Raw genomic sequence first — 17,702 nt, 5'->3', positions numbered from 1 at the left:
TATGCTTTTAATCTGCGCAAAATTAGTGTATACTAAAAGAGTTACCATGCGCTCTATGCGCGGCCTTTCGGCCCGATCCTATAAAGAACGCTCAAAGGAGAGTACGTCTATTGGAAAAGTTTGTCATTCACGGCGGTAAACCGCTGGTGGGCGAAGTCGAGATCAGCGGCGCGAAAAATGCGGCGGTCGCCATCCTGCCGGCCACCATTCTTGCAGGCGGTAAATGTGTGATCGAAAACCTGCCCAATATCAGCGACGTCAGCGCCTCTGTGGACATCCTCAGCGCTATGGGCGCGCATGTGCGCGTCATCAACAAGCACACGCTGGAGATCGACACCGCCCATATCACCGCCACCAGTGTGCCCAACGAGCTTTCGCGCCAGATGCGCGCCTCTTATTATTTTCTGGGCGCGCTGCTGGGCCGTTTCGGCAAAGCCACCGTGGCCATGCCCGGCGGCTGTAATCTCGGCCCGCGCCCCATCGACCAGCACCTCAAGGCGTTTGTGGCCCTCGGCGCGAAGGACTCGGTGGAATACGGTATGATCAGTGTGGAGTCCGACAGCCTGCGCGGCGAGGACGTGTTTTTCGATACCGTTTCGGTGGGCGCCACCATCAACGCCATGCTGGCGGCTGTGATGGCCGAGGGCCAGACCGTGCTGGAAAACGTGGCCAAAGAGCCCCACATTGTTGACGTTGCCAACTTTTTGAATATGATGGGCGCGGACGTGCGCGGCGCGGGCACCGACGTCATCAAGATCCGAGGCGTCAAGCAGATGCACGGCTGCACCTATTCCATCATCCCGGACCAGATCGAAGCGGGCAGCTACATGGTCGCCGCCACGATCACAGGCGGCAACGTACTCATCAAAAATGTCATCCCCAAGCATCTGGAACCTATCACCAGCAAGCTGGAAAAGGCGGGCGCCACCATTGAGGAGTTCGACGATTCCCTGCGGGTGTACCGCACGGGCGACCTGGAGCCGCTGAATATCAAAACAATGCCGCATCCCGGTTTCCCCACCGATATGCAGCCGCTGATGACCGTGCTGCTCACATTGGCAAAGGGGACGTCCATCATCACCGAAGGGATTTGGGAAAACCGTTTTCGTTATGTGGATGAGCTGACCCGTATGGGCGCGAACATCCAGGTGGACGGGCGCGTGGCTGTGATTGAGGGCGTGCAGGAGCTGCTGCCGGCCCCCATGCGCGCGGCGGACCTGCGCGCGGGCGCGGCACTCGTGGTTGCGGCGCTGGCGGCGGACGGCGTTTCCGAAGTGGACGAGATCTGCCACATCGAACGCGGCTACGAGGATATCGTGGAAAAGCTGCGGGGGCTTGGCGCGGACATCAAGCGGGTGGAAAAGCCCGCGGGCGTGCTGCGGCAGGCTGCGCTGTAAGCTTACAAAAAGCAGAACGGAAGGAGCGTTTCGGCTCCTTCCGTTTTTGAATGTTAAAAGGGAGGCTGCGCATGGCGCGTTTTACCACGCTGTATTCCGGTTCCTCGGGCAATAGCGCCCTGGTGGAGGAAAACGGCCGTTACTTACTGGTGGATATGGGCAAGAGCTGCCGCATGACGCAGAACGCGCTGAAAGGGTTGGGGCTGCCGCTGGCGGACCTGGGCGGCATCCTTGTCACCCACGAGCATTCGGACCATGTGAGCGGTCTTGCCATCTTTTTAAAATATCACCCTGTGCCGGTGTACGGCAGCGCGGCCACGCTGGATTATCTGGCTTGCCGGGGCCTTGTGCCGCCGGGCGCGGAATTGATAGACATCGACGGCCGCACCGAGGACGTGTGCGGTTTTGCGGTGCAGAGCTTTGAAACGAGCCACGACTCTGTGGCCTGCCGGGGTTACCGCATCACCACGCCTTTGGGCCGGGTGGCAGGCGTCGCAACAGACCTTGGCTATGTGAGCGACGAGGTGCTGGCGAACCTCTTGCTGGCGGATGTGGTGGCGCTGGAAGCCAATTATGATTATAATATGCTCATGACGGGGCCGTATCCATATTATCTGAAAACGCGCATTGCGTCCCAGCGCGGGCATCTGTGCAATGAGGAGAACGCGGCCACGCTGGTGCGTCTGCTGGAAAACGGATGTGAAAGGTTCGCGCTGTGCCATATCAGCCAGGAGAACAATACCCCGGAGCTTGCGCTGGAAAGCGTGCGCGCCGCGCTGTTGGGCGCGGGCATTGTGCCAGGGCGGGACTGCGTTGTGAATGCGGCGCGCCGCCACGAGGTATCGCCCATCATTGAATTTTAAGCGTTTAAGCGCGCCGTGCGGCGGCCGCCGGATAACAGGAGGGAAGCATTGTGCAGACCATTACGCTCATCGCGCTGGGGAAGCTGAACGCGGATTATTACGCAAAGGCCGCCGCCGAATATGCAAAGCGTCTTTCGGCCTATTGCAGGCTGAACATCGTGGAGTTGCCGGAGGAGCCCATTGCGGAAAAAAACGCTTCACCCGCCGTCATCGGCAAGGCGCTGGAAAAAGAGGCGCGCGCCATTCTGGCTGCCGTGCCCAAGGGCAGCGGCCTGGCGGCGCTGTGCGTCGAAGGAAAACAAAAAACCAGCGAGGAGTTGGCCGCGTATCTGGACGAGCGCGCGGGCAGCGGCGCGGGGGACGTGGCGTTCGTGATCGGCTCGTCCCACGGGCTTGCGGACAGCGTAAAGCAGACGGCGTCTCTGCGGCTTTCCATGAGCAAAATGACATTCCCGCGCCAGCTTGCGCGGGTGATGCTGCTGGAGCAGCTTTACCGCGCGTTTTCCATCAACCACGGCGGAAAATACCACAAGTGACCCAAAAGCGCCCCGCGCACGGCCGGACGGACACCGGACCGATGTGCGGGGCGCTTTTTGTGGCTGCCTCTCCGGGCGTTAATCCGGACGGCGCTCCCGGTAGGCGAGCGCTTCATCGGGCGCTTTCATTTTGCCGATGCAGAACAGCAGGACGGCAACGCCCAGCAGGGCGAGGATGCATTTTCCAAAGGTTTTCATAGAGGGCTTCATCCTTTCGTTTTGAAGTGGAGCAAAGAGGCGTCACGCCTCCACAAGGCGGTAATAGGTACGCGCGGTAATGCGGTATACCACCACATACGCGGCGGCGAAAATGAGAAATGTGACGGCCGTGCAGCCGAAGAACAAAAGCCGGTTCACCATTCCGAACACAAGAAGCATGTTGCAGATGATCTCAAAGGCGAACACCATATGCAGCGCAGCCATGAGCAGCGGCAGGAAAAACACCAGCAATATCTGTTTGTTGATGGCGCGTTTGACCTCTTTCCGGCTCATGCCCACCTGCTGCATAATGCGGAACCGGTCGTGATCCTCATAGCCCTCGCTGATTTGTTTGTAGTAGATGATCAGCACCGTGGCCATCAGGAACAGGCACCCCAGGAAGATGCCAAGGAACAGGAAGCTGCCGTACATGGCGTTCCACTCGGTATATAGCTCGGAGCGGGCATAAATGCCGCAGATACCGTTAAGCCGCGTCCATAGATCCTCCTGCAATGCGGCGATCTGCTCCGGCGTGGCGTCCACGTCGAAGGCGGCGCTGTAAGCGAACTGTTCCTGCGTTCCGCCCATGGCACGGTACAGGGAAGTGGCTTCTTCATCCGGAACAACGAGGATAAGGCCGGTTATGGCGGTGTAGTTGCCGGAGCCGATATAAGGGCTCTCGTCCAGCCGCTGTGCGATATGAACAGCCTGCCCGCCGAGAGTAACAGTATCCGAAAGCACAAAGTTTCCCGTGGGATAGGCAAGGGCTTCGCCGGAAGCGAGCTGGAAGTTTGTGCCGAAAGTAGAATTATAGTCTAAAAGAGGGACAAGTGAGACCGCAACAACCTCTCCGGAACTCACCGAAGCAGGCGCGTCTTCGTAGGAACCGTCGACAGAAATCACATTAAGGCTACGGCTGCGGCCGGCGATGGGATTTTTGATTTCCAGGCCCAGCGCCCGGGTGCTTTGTGCAAAAGCATCCTGAACCGCCGGCGCATTTTCCGCTGCGGTAGAATTGCTGCAAATTTCTCTGGGGTACATGCTTGTCACCATGTCATTGCGCCCCATGTACAGGCTTACGGTAGTAGAGATCGTGACGAGCACCATCGTAGAAAGGATGCAGATGGCCGCAAGGCCGGCGGCGTTCTGCTTCATGCGGTACATCATGCCAGAGACGGCAATGAAGTTGTTGGGCCTGTAATAGAAATTCCTGCGGCGCCGCAGGGCTTTCAGCAGAGCAATGCTGCCGGCGGTGAACAGGCAGAACGTACCCAGAATGACGAGGAATACAGCGACAAAAAACAGCAAAAGCGCATTCAGCGGGCTTTTGAAATATACGGCGATAAAATAGCCGCCTGCCAGCGCGGCCAGGCCTACAAAAGTGAGAAGCCAGGAGGTTTTTGGCTCTTTTTCGCCTTTCTGCCCGCCGTGGAGCAGCTCCACCGGGTTGGCAAGGCGGATGTGCACCATGTTGTACAGCAGTGTCGCGCCGTAGATGCACGCGAACAGCACCACAGTGGTGACGAGCGACGGCACCGAGACGGAGAACGCCAGCGGCGTTGCGAAATCCAGCAGATACAGCAGCGCCATGAACAGCAGCTTTGAGAATAATACGCCGAACAGAAGCCCCAGCGCCAGACACGCAATTGCGGTGAACAGTGTTTCAAAAAACAAAACCAGCGCAACGTGCCGCTTTTCCATGCCCAGTACACAGTAAAGGCCGAGTTCCTTTTTGCGCCGCTTGATGAGAAAGCTGTTGGTGTAGAACATCAGCGCAATGCAGAAAACAGCAATAATGCCCGTGCCCAGAAAAAAGATGGTCATGGCGATGGCGGCGCCGGGCACCTCCATCAGCCCCTCGTTCATGGCGATGGACTGCATGATATAGTACGTCATGATGCATACGATACTGGTGAGCATATAGGGAAAGTAGGTGCTTTTGTTTTTGCCAAGGTTCGTCAGCGCCAGTTTGGGGTAAAGCGCGTTAGCCACGGTCCGCCCCTCCCGTCGTCAGCATGGTGAGCGTATCGCCGATCTTGGCGAACATCTCGTCGCTTGTCATATTGCCGCGGTAAAGCTGATGGAACACCACGCCGTCCTTGATGAACAGCACACGGCCCGCATGGCTGGCCGCCCGCGTGGAGTGCGTCACCATCAATATGGTCTGGCCGCCGCGGTTGATCTCGCCGAACATGCGCAGCAGCTTTGTGGTCGCCTTGGAATCCAGCGCGCCTGTAGGCTCGTCCGCCAGCACAATCTCCGGCTTTGTGATAAGCGCGCGGGCCACGGCTGCGCGCTGTTTCTGCCCGCCGGAGACTTCGTAAGGGTACTTGTCCAGCAGAGCTTCAATGCCGAGCTGCCGCGCGATGGGCGCAAGGCGGGCGGCCATTTCAGCGTGGCCCTTGTGCGAGAGCACAAGCGGAAGAAAGATATTGTCCCGCAGGCTGAACGTATCCAGCAGGTTGAAATCCTGGAACACGAAGCCCAGATGCTCACGCCGGAACTGGGACATTTTGCTGTCCTTGATTTTGGTGATATCCCCGCCCGAAAGACGCACCGCGCCGCTGGTGGGCTTGTCCAGCGCGGCAAGGATGTTCAGCAGAGTGGTTTTTCCGCTGCCGCTCTCGCCCATGATGGCGACGTATTCGCCCTCCTCTACGGTGAAATTTACGTCCCGCAGGGCCTCTACCTGTACTGCGCCGAAGCGCGCGGTATATACCTTTTGTAAGTGTTCAACTTCAAGCAATGGCATAAAGCAGCCTCCTCAAAAAATAGCGCCGGCTGTCCGCCCGCGCCGTTCCGGATCTCCGGTGTGCTTTCATTATAGTATCCTGTCCGCCACGCCTGCCATAACATACGCTTACGATTGGCGCGTTCCGGCTTACAAAACCGTAAGGAACGCACCTGCGGCAGCAGACAAAAACAGCGCGCGCCAGACGCTGAACGCCTGCCGTGCGCCGAAGCGATTATTCCACCACCAGCGTGCCGCGGGCAAAGCAGATGCACACCGCCGTCCCTTTTCCCGGCTCGGAGCGGATGGAGATCGTGTGCCCCAGCTTTTGCAGCACCTCATGGCACAGATACAGGCCCAGCCCTGTACTGCGCTGGCCGCCGCGCCCGTTGTAGCCGGTAAAGCCGCGCTCAAAAATACGGGGCAGGTCCTCTGCGCGGATGCCAAGGCCCGTGTCCTCGACGACCAGCGTATCGGGCGAGTCCTTGGCCAGATACACACGCACCGTGCCGCGCGGCGTGTACTTGGCCGCGTTGGTAAGGATCTGTTCCAGCACAAAGGAGAACCATTTTTTATCCGTGAGGACCGTGCCCGGCAGGGAGCTGATCTGCAGCGTTGTGCTTTTCTGATGGATGAACAGAGTGGACACCTTTTTCACGCTCTCCCGCACAAGGGCCTCCAAAGGGACCTCCTGCGGCGAGAGATCTGCATGGATAGAACCGATGCGCAGATAGCCCAGCACCATGTCCACATACTGTTCGGCCTTGAACAGCTCCTGGGCAAAGGCGCTGCGGCCAGGGATATCCGGGCTTTCCTGCAGCAGAAGGCGCATGGCCGCCAGCGGGGTTTTGATCTGGTGGGACCAAAGCGTATAATATTCCGTCGCATCGGCTTCGCGGTGGGCGGCGTCTGCCGCGGCAGAAAGACGGTTGCGCTCCAGAGCGGCAATGATATCGCCATAGTCTTTCTCCAAAATATCCCGGGGTGCAGGCAGCGCTGCCAGCTTGGTGGCGCACTGGGCACGCAGCATGCGCAGCGCGGCATGCCGGCGGTAATACCGGGCAAAGCCGGAAAAAAAGAACACGGCTCCCACAGCGCCTACAAGGCAGCATGTGTATAGGGGCAGCTCCAGCGGCGCGCGGTACAGAATGGTCACCACGAACAGCGTGGCGCCGCCCAGCGCCACCAGCAGGAACGCCCGGAGCATACGGCGGCAGTAGCTGAAAAATACAGGCAGAAGCTCCCGTGCGCCCATCATGTCTCATCCACCAGGTAACCCAGGCCCTTCTGTGTGCGGATGAGTCCCTCCAGGCCGATTTCCGCCAGATGGGCACGCAGGCGCGCCACGTTAACCGTGAGGGTATTGTCGTCGATGAAGCTGTCGCTTTCCCACAGGGCCTGCATGATGTCCTCCCTGGGAACCGTGCGGCCCCGGCGCTCGAACAGAAGCTGCAAAATGCGGAACTCGTTTTTCGTCAGCTCCAGCTTTTGGCTGTTGTAGTGCAGCGAGGCGTCTTTTAGATCCAGCACCGCACCGCGGCAGGCCAGTGCATTTACACCGGCGCCGAAATCGTATGTGCGGCGCAGAAGCGCCTCGATTTTGGCAATGGCCACGTTCAGGTCAAAGGGCTTGGCCAGGAAATCGTCTCCGCCCATGTTCAGCGCCATCACAAGGTTCATGTTGTCGCTGGCGGAGGAGATGAACAGCACGGGCGTTTTGCTGATTTTGCGGATCTCGCCGCACCAGTGATAGCCGTCGTAAAAGGGAAGCGAAATGTCCAGCAGAACAAGGTGGGGCGCTTGCTGAACAAACGTTTCCAGAACGTGTTGGAAATCTGTTACATGAGATGCTTCATAGCCCCATTTTGCAAGCTGGCGCTCCAGCACCTCGGTAATGGTGGGGTCGTCCTCCACAAGCAGTATTTTATACATCTGTCGCTCTCCTTCCCGCCCTGCGGGGCGCCGTGCATTGCGGTATGCCTGAAAAATACGTCGTTCTTGTAACGCGGCAGAAGGGCCTGATTCCTCAATTTTGGAAAAAAGAATATCCATTTCTTGAAAATGGGCAATGCTGTGATAAAATAACTATGAATGAAAACCGCTTCTGAGAAAAGGGATGTGAAAGTTTGAAAGCACTGTTCCGCTATTTTGACGGTTACCGCAGGCAGCTCGTTCTGGGGCCTTTGTTCAAGCTGACGGAGGCCGTTCTGGAACTGTTTGTGCCGCTGCTGATGGCAAATATCATCGACGTGGGCATTAAAAACGGTAACGTGAAATACGTCGTTACGCACGGCCTGTTTATGCTTGGGCTGGGTGCGGTGGGCCTTGCCTGCGCGCTGACGTGCCAGTATTTTGCGGCTGTGTGCGCACAGGGCTTCGGCCGCAGCCTGCGCAAAGACCTGTTCCGCCATGTGTTCAGCCTGTCCCAGGCCGAGTATGGCTCTGTGGGCACGAACTCGCTCATTACGCGCCTCACCAGCGACGTGAATCAGGTGCAGACGGGTGTGAACATGTTTATCCGCCTGGCCATCCGCGCGCCGTTCCTTACCGTCGGCTCCATTGTGATGGCCTTTACCATCAACTGGAAGATCGCGCTGGTGTTTCTGCTTTCTACACCGCTCATCGTGTTCGTGCTGTACCGCGTTATGAGCCGCAGCCTGCCTGAATACACCCGTATCCAGCGCCAGCAGGACGTTATCTCCCGCCTTGCGGGTGAAAACCTGGAGGGAGCGCGGGTCATTCGTGCCTTTTCAAAGCAGGACAGCGAGATTGAACAGTTCCAGCAGGCGGGAGACACGCTGTCGGACATTACCATCCGCGTGGGCAAGCTCTCGGCGGCGCTCAACCCCATCACTTCGGTTATCGCAAACCTTGCCATTGTGGCCATCGTCTGGTTCGGGGGCCTGTTTGCGCAGGACGGAGGCATCGAGCAGGGCCAGATCATCGCCATGGTGAACTATATGACGCAGACGCTGCTGGCGCTCATCGTTCTGGCGAACATCATCGTTATCCTCACGAAGGCGCTGGCCAGCGCGAAGCGCGTAAGCGAAGTGCTGGCACAGGAAAGCTCTATGCCGGAGCCGCGCCAAAGCGCCGCGGAGAAGCCCGGTGCGCCGCGCATTGAGTTTGAAAGCGTGCGTTTCGCTTATCCGGACGCGGGCGAGGACGCCGTGGAGGGCGTCAGCTTTTCCATACAGCCGGGCCAGACGCTGGGAATCATCGGCGGCACGGGCTGCGGCAAAACAACTTTGGTGCGTCTGCTGACGCGGGACTACGACGTGACGGGCGGCGCGGTGCGCGTGGACGGCACGGATGTGCGGGAATATACCTCCCGGCGGCTGCACGCCAAGATCGGTCTTGTGCCGCAGGCGGCGCAGCTGTTCAGCGGCACGGTGCGCAGCAATTTGCAGCTGGGCGCGGAAAACGCGCCGGACAGCGCGCTGTGGAAGGCTCTGGAGGTGGCCCAGGGCTCCGATTTTGTACGCGGCAAGCCCGACGGCCTGGATACTCCCGTAGAGGAAGGCGGCAAAAACCTCTCCGGCGGCCAGAAGCAGCGCCTGACCATCGCGCGGGCACTGGCGAAGCAGCCGGATATCCTGGTTTTGGATGATTCCGCCTCGGCTCTGGACTACGCCACCGATGCGGCGCTGCGCCGCGCGCTGCGGGCGCAGACGGAAAATATGACGGTCGTGATGATCTCTCAGCGGGCGTCCACCATCAAAAACGCGGACCGCATCCTTGTGCTGGACGACGGGCGGCAGTGCGGTTTCGGCACCCATGAGGCGCTTTTGGAAAGCTGCGGGGTTTACCGAGAAATTTGCCGTTCGCAGGGCATTGTAACAGAGGAGGTGGGCGCATGAAACGGAGAACCGTTAAACGCATCCTCACCTACGTGCGGCCCTACCGCGCGGCGTTTGCGGCATCTTGCGCCAGCGCGCTGCTGTATGTGCTTTTTACCCTGCTTGGGCCGGTGTTCACAGGGCGCGCCATCGACAACATCCTCGGCCCGGGGCAGGTGGACCTGCGCGGCGTACTGTACTATCTGGCGCTGCTGGGAATTTCGGTGCTGCTGGCCGCAGCCAGCCAGTGGGTAATGAATGTCTGCACCCGCAAGATTTCCAGCAGGGCGTCCAATGATATGCGCGGCGAAGCATTCCGCGTGCTGAACCGCACGCCGCTGAAGTACATCGACGGCCACACGCACGGCGACATCATCAGCCGAATGGTCAACGATGCGGATCTTGTAGCCGAGGGGCTTCTGCAGGGCCTGACACAGCTTTTGCCGGGAGTGGCTACCATTCTGGGCACGCTTGTGGTGATGGCTGTGCTGAATCCTGTCATCGCGCTGGTCGTGGTTTTGGTGACGCCGGTGTCCATTGCTTTTGCGGGCTTCGTTGCCAGGCGCACAACAGGCTTTTTCAAGGCGCAGAGCGCTGCGCAGGGCCGTCTGTCGGGTTTTGTCAACGAGATGGTTGCCGGGCAGAGCGTCGTAAAGGCCTTTGGCTACGAGGACCGCTGTTTCGCACAGTTCGACGCCATCAGCGATGAGCTGTACGACACGGGCCTGAAAAGCGTGTTTTATTCTTCTGTGACGAATCCGGGCACGCGCTTTGTCAATGCCATCGTCTACGCGGCGGTAGGTGTTATCGGCGCGATCTCGGCCATTGGAGGTTCCATTACGGTGGGCCAGCTGAGCTGCTTTTTGACGTATGCGAACCAGTACACCAAGCCCTTCAACGAGGTGACGGGCGTGCTGACGCAGCTTCAGACGGCTGTGGCCAGCGCCGAGCGCCTGTTCGCCGTTATCGACGAGCCGACCGAACGCCCGGATGCGCCGGACGCCCTTGCCCCCACGGCCTGCGGGGGCCGTGTGACGGCCAGCCATGTGGACTTTGCCTATGTTCCGGCGGTGCCGCTCATTGAGGATTTCAACTTGGATGTGATGCCGGGCCAGCGCATCGCCATCGTGGGGCCGACGGGATGCGGCAAGACGACGCTCATCAACCTGCTCATGCGCTTTTACGAGGTGGACCGGGGTGAGATCGCCGTGGACGGGAACAGCATTGCCAAACTGCGGCGCAGTGCGCTGCGGGGCATGTACGGCATGGTGCTGCAGGAGACCTGGCTCAAATGCGCTACCGTGCGCGAGAATATCGCCTACGGCAAGCCGGACGCCACGGACGAGGAGGTAAAGGCCGCGGCGAAAGCCGCTTATGCCCACGGCTTTATCAAGCGTCTGCCGCAGGGATATGATACCGTCATTGCACCGGGCGGCGGAAACCTTTCGGCGGGGCAGAAGCAGCTTTTGTGCATCGCGCGTATCATGCTGTGCCAGCCGCAGATGCTCATACTGGACGAAGCAACATCCAGCATCGACACCCGCACCGAAATGCTGGTGCAGCAGGCGTTTGAAAAGCTGATGCAGGGACGCACCAGCTTTGTGGTGGCGCACCGGCTGTCCACGATCCAGTCTGCGGACCGTATCCTTGTGATGAATGCCGGGCATATCATCGAACAGGGAACGCATGCCGAGCTGCTGGCGAAGCAGGGCTTTTACGCAAACCTGTACAACAGCCAGTTCGCCGTGGAATAACGGACGGCAGAGGATGAAACGAAAAAACAGGCGGCCCGGAAAATGCTCCGGGCCGCCTGTTTTGCTGGTGTTATTTTCCCCGCGTGCGGAAGCTGCGCCACAGCCGCGCGGCAAGCCCCGCAACCACGAGCACAGCTGCCGCTCCCTCCCAAAAGCCGCGCCAGAATCCATCCGGCGCACCGAACCATGCCAGCACAAGGCTGGCGCAGAAGGCCAGCGCGCCCAGGGGCAGGCCCCAGGTGAGCAGGGAAGTGACACGATCCTCGATGCCGTTCATGCCGGACGCCCCTTTCAGAATTTTCGCATATAATAAAACCGAAGCGCCTTGGTGGTGACGGCCGTGAACAAAGCCGCGCCCAGCAGCGTCATGCATACCGTGGCGCTCCAGTAGCCCGCGGCCAGCGCCGCAAGCACGAGCCCGGGCACAACGACCCAGAACGCCTGCCGTCCGGCCTTCTGCCATAAAAGGGCTTCGCGCTCGTCGGTGGCCTTCGTATACATCTTATGCAGCAGCACGTCGTCACGAAGCATTTTTGTAAGGCGGATGCAAATAAAAGCGGCGGAGATGCCCAGCGCGGAAAGCGCGCCGGTGAGCAGGTCGGCATAATAAGGAAACCGAGCGCCCGGCACACCGCCCCGGTGGCCCCAAAAGTGCGCGCAGAACACCGCTGCGGCGCACAGAAGGATAAAGACGCGCAGCAGCCGAAGGCGTATGCGCACTGTTCTCCGGAACTGCTCCAGGGTGATCTGTTCCATCATCATTCATTCCTCCCCATCCAGGTCGCTGAAGTCGAACACATCCTCAATCGCAAGCCCAAAATACCGCGCCAGCTTGTGGGCAAGAGGCAGAGATGCGGTGTATTTGCCCACCTCGATGGAGGTAATGGTCTGGCGCGTCACACCCACGGCCTGGGCAAGCTCCTCCTGCGACAGCCTGCGCGCACGGCGCAGTTCCGGGATTTTCGTCTTCATGGGACATGTTCTCCTTTGTATAGCAGGCTTTGCACTTTTAGTATAGTTTGCTTTGCAAAAAAATGTCAAGTAAGCTTTGCAAAAAACAATGTCATATTCAAGGCGCTTTTCTTTTGGAAAGAAGGTGCTATAATGATGTCTGCAAGCGGCGGGCATGGCCCGCCAGAGAGGGGAGAACAGTATGCTGCATGCCATTGCCGCATTTCTGCGGCGTGAAGGCGAAACATTGGAACGCGCCCCGGCGCACGAGATGCTGCGTGTGGGGCTGTGCCTGGCTTTTACCGGCGGCTTTCTGGACGCATATACCTATCTTCTGCGGGGAGGAGTGTTCGCCAACGCGCAGACAGGCAATATGGTGCTGATGGCCCTGTACGCCGCCCGGCGGGACGGGCGGGCCTTTTATTATCTTCTGCCCATAGCGGCGTTTTTGGCAGGGGTAATCGTCACGGAATGGCTCAAGGCGCGCCTGACGAACGCGCAGCATATCGCTTGGCAGCACGTGGTGCTGCTGGCGGAGGCAATACTGGTTTTTGCGGTGGGATTCGTGCCGCGGAGCGCGCCGGACGCTGTGGTGAATGTGACGGTTTCGTTCATCTGCTCTCTGCAGGTGAACAGTTTCCGGCGCACGAGGGGCTTGCCTTATGCCACAACGATGTGCACGGGCAATTTGCGCAGCGCAGGCGAGCATGTGTTCGCCTGGGCACACGGCGACGAAACGGCGGGCCGTGCGGCGCTTCGGTACTGTGCGGTCATCCTCGTGTTCTGTGCAGGAGCCTGGGCGGGCGCGGTGCTGGCCGGCGCCTGGGGCGTACACGCCGTGTGGGCGTGCAGCGCCGCGCTGCTGGCGGCTTTCGGGCTGATGCTGGCGGGAAGATGACGAAAGCTGAAAACAGAAAGGCCCGCGCCTGTATCCCGCCCGGCGGCGTGAACCGTTCGGCAGGGTACAGGCGCGGGCCTGTTTTCATGTTGTGCGGAAAACGCGTAAAAATGCAGCAGCTCTTACAGCTTAAAATCATCCGGGCTGAAGGTGGGGAGCTGTGGCCTGCGGCGCGGCACGCGGCGCAGAGGGTCATAAGAAAAGGCACGGCAGTGGTCAAAAGGCTGCACTGCGCCGCGCCGGGTACAGCGCAGCAAACCATCGGCAGCACGGACCACGTGGGAACAGTATTCACAGGCCGGGGGGATATCCCTGCCGAACAGCGGTTTTGTAAACATGGGAGTGAATTCCTTTCCTGGAGCTTGGCCGCGCTGCGGAAGGGGCGCATTTGTGCGGCCTGCATTGATTATACCCCTTTTCAGCGGCGGCGTAAATACCGGGGCACGGGTAAGGCGCCGCAGGCCAGCGCGGCCATGGCGAATAATATCAGCATTACATCCGGCGGCATGCGCACGGCCAGAAGAGGGCTGGCGTCCCACTGAGCGCCCACGGACAACGCCATGGGAAACAGCTTTGCCAAAAGCCCGAACAGCAGCAGCGAGAGCGGCAAATGCAGCAGACGGGACAGCAGCAGCGGCAGCAGCGGTATACGGGGGGCAAGCAGCGCACGCACCTGCAGAAAGACGGAAGCGCCCATTACACTGAGTGCGGCGCAGCACAGCTGTGTGCGCCAGGCGGATGCAGTCTCGCAGGCGGCGCGGCACGCGCTGGTGACCTCCAGAGGCAGCGTGGCCCAAAAGCGGACGGACGCATCTGCGCCTGTGGGGACAGCAATGGCGGCAAAAAAAGAGAACAGCGTTACATAGCCGCACAGCATCACGATGGCGTTGACCGAGTCCCGTACGGCGGGAACAAAACCCGTGTGAGACGGAACGGCGTCCGGCTGTGTTTTTTGCGGGACGGAACAGCGGCCGGCGGGCATGCCTTTGCCCGTTTGCGCTGCGCAGGCCACGGCGGCCCGGAAACGGCCCGCCATGCTGCCGCGTTTGCGCAGGCGAACAAAAAGTGCGGCGGCCAGCCCGCAGACAAGTGACGCCCCCAGCTGTGCGCCTAAAAGCAGCCAGCCCGCGCCCGCGCTGCCCAACATCAGCGCGCCTACGCTGCTGACGACGAACCCCGGTCCGGAGCCAATGGTACATACCAGCAGCAGCGCGGCCTCAGCGGCAGTTAACTCGCCTGTGCGGTACAGAACATCCACCGCCTTTGCGCCGCCGGCAAAGCCCCCCAGCACGCCGCACAGCATGGCTGTGGGGGCCTTTGGGCTGTGCAGGCCAAGCAAACGGGTATAGGGCCGCAGCAGCAGGCCGAGCGCGTTTGCGGCACGGCTCTCCAGCAGCAGACGGGAAAGCACCAGAAAGGGAAACAGCGCGGGGATGACCGTCTCGTAGCATACGCTCAGCCCGCGCAGTACGCCGCCCGCCGCCGCCCCCGGGCGAAGGAACACGCTGGCTGCGGCAAACAACAGCGCGCCAGTCCACACAAGCTCGGCCAGAGCGCGTTTTATTTTAAGAATATTCATAAACCGTCCCTCCACCCTGATATATATGATTGAACCGGAATCAAATAGTAGGGAGGGCGGCTGATGCGCAGGAAAAAGAAGCCGGGCGAGCGCTACTCTTTTCGCCGCGCGATGGGATTTGGAACGCAGACGGTGCAGACCGTGCTGTACGGGCGGCCGGTGCTGCATGTGGATTGCGGCGGCGCGCTGGAAATCGAAAACTGCCGGAGCATCCTGCAGTACGATGCCGAAAAACTCAAGCTGGACATGGGCGAGCTGAGCGTTACGATCGAAGGAAACGAGCTGGTGGTGGACACTTACCAAAAAACGCTCATCACGGTGCGAGGGCAGGTGTTTTCCATCCATTTTGGTTACGGAGGAGTGCAGGGCGGTTGATGAACAGGTTGGCGCGGTACGCGATGGGAAGCGTGAATTTTGAGGTAACAGGCGGGCGCGGCGAGCGCTTTTTAAACGACTGCGTGAACGCGGGCGTCCCGGTCGAACATATCCGCCCCACACAAACGGGCTATCTGGCCACAGTGCCTCTGCGGGATTACAAGCGCATGCACAAATATGCGCGCCGGAACCGGTGCCGCCTGCGCGTGCGGGAGAAATACGGCGCATACTTCGCGCTGTTCACATACCGTCACCGTTGGGGGATACTGGCGGGCCTTGTGCTGTGCGTCCTGCTGCTGTGCATGTGCCGCAACCTTATCTGGAACATCTGCTTTTACAATTTTACGCCGGAGCAGGAAGCATCCGCCCGCGCGCAGCTGTTTGAAAAGGGAATCTATGAAGGTGCGTTTCAAAACAATGAGAAGCTGGTGCGCGCGGCGGGCGAATTGTTTGTGGGGTCGGAAGAATACGGCTGGGTCGCGCTGAATTTTGTGCAGGGCCGTCTGGTGGTGGAAAAAACACAGCGGGAGAAGGTGCCGGAGCCCATCGGCACGGAGGTCACCAACGTAGTGGCGAAGAGCGACGGCATCATACGGCGGCTGGAGCTGGTGGACGGCTATCCCCGCGTGGTGCCGGGCCAGTATGTGGCCCAGGGCCAGGTGCTTGTCAGCGGTATGACGCTGAGCCAGTATGAACGTCCGCTTTATTCCCATGCTCAGGCCGAGGTGCTGGCGGAGGTGGAAAAAAGCTATGTATATACCCAGCCGCTGCATGTGGAGCCTGTACTGCCCCAAGCCGTGAGCAAAAGCTATTACAAGCTGTACCTTCCCTGGGGTGAACTTTCGCTTTATGCACAGCTTGATGTGCCGGAAAACGCGTCCCAGCGCGTGCTGCGCCGCCCGGCAGCCCCTTTCGGATTCCATCTGCCTGCGCTTGTGGAGGAAACGCAGGTGCGGCAGGCCGCAGCCGTGCCCTTTGATTTGACGCCCGGGCTGGCGGAGGATATCGCGCGCTCACGCATTCTGGACGCCATCCGGGCGGAATTTGGCGACTATGAGCTGCTGGAAGAAACGCCGTCTGCTGAGGAAGCAGACGGTGCGGTGACCTTGACGCTGCGGGTGCGCATGCTGGCGGATATCGGGAAAATGGTGCCCTATGAGGGGGAGGCCATGGAGCCGGACAGCACGATTGGTGCAGATTCATAGGAAAAATTCAGAAAAATTTGTAGAACTTATGTACAAAATCCTCTTTTAAATTTTGATAAATATGCTATAATAGTCTCAAAGCCACCGCTGCGCGGTCGCGGGCATGTGCAGACATGCCCGGATGCGCTGGCGCGCATGGGCTTTGTGGCTGTTGAAACGCGCAAAACAACGGCATGGCGTTGTTTTGTTGCAGCCGCTTTGCGGCGTCGCGTTATAATAGTCTCAAAGCTACCGCTGCGCGGTCGCGGGCATGCGCAGACATGCCCGGATGCGCTGGCGCGCATGAGGCTTTGCGCCTGTTGAAACGCGCAAAGGCGTTTGCGGGCATGCGGTTTGGGGAATGCTGAAATATGCTGCAAAAACTTGCAGCGTACAATAAAAAATAAGAGGTGTTGGAATGGCGGAAACAGTGCTTGAAGTGGATTCAGTGGATACGGCACTTGCCATTTTTGGAAATTGCGATGAGAACATCCGTCTGTTGGAGCAGGCCTTTGGCGTAACGGCCATATGCCGCGGCACCGAGGTGAAGCTGACAGGCGGAGAAGAGGATGTGGAGCGTGCCCGCAGGGCGTTGGACGCCATGCTGATGCTGCGGGCAGGCGGTACGCCGCTGGAAGAACAGACGGTGCGTTACTGCATCTCGCTGGCCGGCAGCGGGGATGAAGCGCGCGTGAAGGACCTGACAGGAGATTTTATTGCCATCACAGCCAAGGGCCGTCCGGTGCGGCCAAAGACGTTGGGCCAGAAAGCGTATATCGGCGCCATTGTCAAAAATGCCGTGACCTTCGGCGTGGGGCCGGCAGGCACGGGCAAGACGTATCTGGCCGTAGCCATGGCCGTGAAGGCCTTCAAGGCACGGGAGGTGAGCCGCATCATTCTCACGCGGCCCGCTGTGGAAGCCGGTGAGAAGCTGGGCTTTTTGCCCGGAGACCTGCAGAATAAGGTGGACCCGTACCTGCGCCCGCTGTATGACGCTCTGTTCGATATGCTGGGCGCAGAAAATTATCAGAAGCTGCTGGAAAAGCAGCTCATCGAGGTGGCTCCGCTGGCCTATATGCGCGGGCGTACGCTGGATGATGCCTTCATCATCCTTGACGAAGCGCAGAATACCAGTCCCGAACAGATGAAAATGTTCCTCACACGCATGGGCGCCGGCTCCAAGGTCGTGGTGACGGGCGACATTACGCAGATCGACTTGCCGGATAAGGCACGCTCCGGCCTTGTGGACGCGCTGGGCGTTCTGAAAAACGTTGAGGGCATCGCCATGATCCATTTTTCCGAAAAGGACGTTGTGCGCCACAGGCTGGTGCAGGAGATCATACGCGCCTACGACAAAGCGCAGGCTGCGAGAAACAGAAAGTAAAGGATGTGTTTTT

Annotated in this window: 18 protein-coding genes; 9 read left to right on the top strand and 9 right to left on the bottom strand. The window is 59.6% G+C overall.

All coding sequences use genetic code 11. From position 1 onward, the window contains the following. Positions 1–110: 110 nt before the first annotated feature. The 3 genes from TQ39_RS02375 to TQ39_RS02365 all read left to right on the top strand — a co-directional run bounded on the left by TQ39_RS02375 (position 111) and on the right by TQ39_RS02365 (position 2,796). A complete protein-coding gene (locus tag TQ39_RS02375) occupies positions 111–1,397 on the top strand; it encodes a UDP-N-acetylglucosamine 1-carboxyvinyltransferase (RefSeq protein WP_009326006.1) in 1,287 nt (428 codons plus the stop codon). Positions 1,398–1,468: 71 nt separating this feature from the next. Next, positions 1,469–2,260 carry an MBL fold metallo-hydrolase gene (locus TQ39_RS02370; protein ID WP_050004422.1) on the top strand — a complete coding sequence of 264 codons (792 nt, stop codon included), beginning with the start codon at positions 1,469–1,471 and terminating at the stop codon, positions 2,258–2,260. Positions 2,261–2,310: 50 nt separating this feature from the next. Then, positions 2,311–2,796 (top strand): 23S rRNA (pseudouridine(1915)-N(3))-methyltransferase RlmH, encoded by a 486-nt coding sequence (locus TQ39_RS02365; RefSeq protein ID WP_050004421.1) that lies wholly within the window; start codon positions 2,311–2,313, stop codon positions 2,794–2,796. A gap of 240 nt (positions 2,797–3,036) precedes the next feature. On the opposite strand, the gene TQ39_RS02360 is transcribed toward TQ39_RS02365, so the two are convergent. The 4 genes from TQ39_RS02360 to TQ39_RS02345 all read right to left on the bottom strand — a co-directional run bounded on the left by TQ39_RS02360 (position 3,037) and on the right by TQ39_RS02345 (position 7,657). Then, positions 3,037–4,986 (bottom strand): FtsX-like permease family protein, encoded by a 1,950-nt coding sequence (locus TQ39_RS02360; RefSeq protein WP_050004420.1) that lies wholly within the window; start codon positions 4,984–4,986, stop codon positions 3,037–3,039. Further along, positions 4,979–5,746, bottom strand: a complete 768-nt coding sequence (locus tag TQ39_RS02355) for an ABC transporter ATP-binding protein (RefSeq protein ID WP_009326001.1) — start codon at positions 5,744–5,746, stop codon at positions 4,979–4,981. Before TQ39_RS02355 ends, TQ39_RS02360 begins: the two co-directional genes overlap by 8 nt. Positions 5,747–5,960: 214 nt before the next feature. Further along, positions 5,961–6,983 carry a sensor histidine kinase gene (locus TQ39_RS02350; RefSeq protein ID WP_009326000.1) on the bottom strand — a complete coding sequence of 341 codons (1,023 nt, stop codon included), beginning with the start codon at positions 6,981–6,983 and terminating at the stop codon, positions 5,961–5,963. Continuing rightward, entirely contained in the window at positions 6,980–7,657 is a 678-nt protein-coding gene (locus tag TQ39_RS02345; RefSeq protein WP_009325999.1) for a response regulator transcription factor, read from the bottom strand. The genes TQ39_RS02350 and TQ39_RS02345 overlap by 4 nt, the downstream gene beginning before the upstream one ends. 194 nt (positions 7,658–7,851) lie before the next feature. Between TQ39_RS02345 and TQ39_RS02340 the strand changes: the two genes are divergently transcribed. Together TQ39_RS02340 and TQ39_RS02335 are read left to right on the top strand one after the other, a co-directional pair. Beyond that, the gene (locus TQ39_RS02340) at positions 7,852–9,585 is read left to right on the top strand and encodes an ABC transporter ATP-binding protein (protein ID WP_009325998.1); all 1,734 of its coding nucleotides are present in this window, start codon (positions 7,852–7,854) and stop codon (positions 9,583–9,585) included. After that, the gene (locus TQ39_RS02335) at positions 9,582–11,318 is read left to right on the top strand and encodes an ABC transporter ATP-binding protein (protein WP_050004419.1); all 1,737 of its coding nucleotides are present in this window, start codon (positions 9,582–9,584) and stop codon (positions 11,316–11,318) included. Before TQ39_RS02340 ends, TQ39_RS02335 begins: the two co-directional genes overlap by 4 nt. Positions 11,319–11,388: 70 nt before the next feature. Here TQ39_RS02335 and TQ39_RS02330 read toward each other — a convergent pair whose 3' ends face one another. The 3 genes from TQ39_RS02330 to TQ39_RS02320 are packed head-to-tail and all read right to left on the bottom strand — an operon-like array spanning position 11,389 to position 12,290. Next, positions 11,389–11,595 carry a hypothetical protein gene (locus TQ39_RS02330; RefSeq protein ID WP_009325996.1) on the bottom strand — a complete coding sequence of 69 codons (207 nt, stop codon included), beginning with the start codon at positions 11,593–11,595 and terminating at the stop codon, positions 11,389–11,391. A 14-nt stretch (positions 11,596–11,609) separates the two neighbouring features. Continuing rightward, positions 11,610–12,080, bottom strand: coding sequence for a hypothetical protein (locus tag TQ39_RS02325; RefSeq protein ID WP_009325995.1), 471 nt, complete (start codon positions 12,078–12,080; stop codon positions 11,610–11,612). Further along, positions 12,081–12,290, bottom strand: a complete 210-nt coding sequence (locus TQ39_RS02320) for a helix-turn-helix transcriptional regulator (RefSeq protein ID WP_009325994.1) — start codon at positions 12,288–12,290, stop codon at positions 12,081–12,083. A gap of 181 nt (positions 12,291–12,471) precedes the next feature. On the opposite strand from TQ39_RS02320, the gene TQ39_RS02315 reads away from it, so the two are divergent. Then, a complete protein-coding gene (locus TQ39_RS02315) occupies positions 12,472–13,167 on the top strand; it encodes a YoaK family protein (RefSeq protein ID WP_050004418.1) in 696 nt (231 codons plus the stop codon). Between the two features lie 122 nt (positions 13,168–13,289). On the opposite strand, the gene TQ39_RS02310 is transcribed toward TQ39_RS02315, so the two are convergent. Further along, complete coding sequence (locus tag TQ39_RS02310) at positions 13,290–13,505, bottom strand: hypothetical protein (RefSeq protein WP_050004417.1); 216 nt, start codon at positions 13,503–13,505, stop codon at positions 13,290–13,292. Between the two features lie 80 nt (positions 13,506–13,585). Beyond that, entirely contained in the window at positions 13,586–14,746 is a 1,161-nt protein-coding gene (locus TQ39_RS02305; protein ID WP_050004416.1) for a hypothetical protein, read from the bottom strand. 63 nt (positions 14,747–14,809) lie between these two features. On the opposite strand from TQ39_RS02305, the gene TQ39_RS02300 reads away from it, so the two are divergent. From TQ39_RS02300 to TQ39_RS02290, 3 genes are all read left to right on the top strand, one after another. Next, positions 14,810–15,121 carry a YabP/YqfC family sporulation protein gene (locus TQ39_RS02300; protein ID WP_009325990.1) on the top strand — a complete coding sequence of 104 codons (312 nt, stop codon included), beginning with the start codon at positions 14,810–14,812 and terminating at the stop codon, positions 15,119–15,121. Further along, a complete protein-coding gene (locus TQ39_RS02295) occupies positions 15,121–16,326 on the top strand; it encodes a sporulation protein YqfD (protein ID WP_050004415.1) in 1,206 nt (401 codons plus the stop codon). The genes TQ39_RS02300 and TQ39_RS02295 overlap by 1 nt, the downstream gene beginning before the upstream one ends. Before the next feature lie 397 nt (positions 16,327–16,723). Continuing rightward, positions 16,724–17,689, top strand: a complete 966-nt coding sequence (locus tag TQ39_RS02290; RefSeq protein ID WP_009325988.1) for a PhoH family protein — start codon at positions 16,724–16,726, stop codon at positions 17,687–17,689. Positions 17,690–17,702 lie beyond the last annotated feature (13 nt).

Source organism: Ruthenibacterium lactatiformans (assembly GCF_000949455.1).
Taxonomy (GTDB): domain Bacteria; phylum Bacillota; class Clostridia; order Oscillospirales; family Ruminococcaceae; genus Ruthenibacterium; species Ruthenibacterium lactatiformans.
This window is presented reverse-complemented; position numbering and strand designations above follow the sequence as displayed.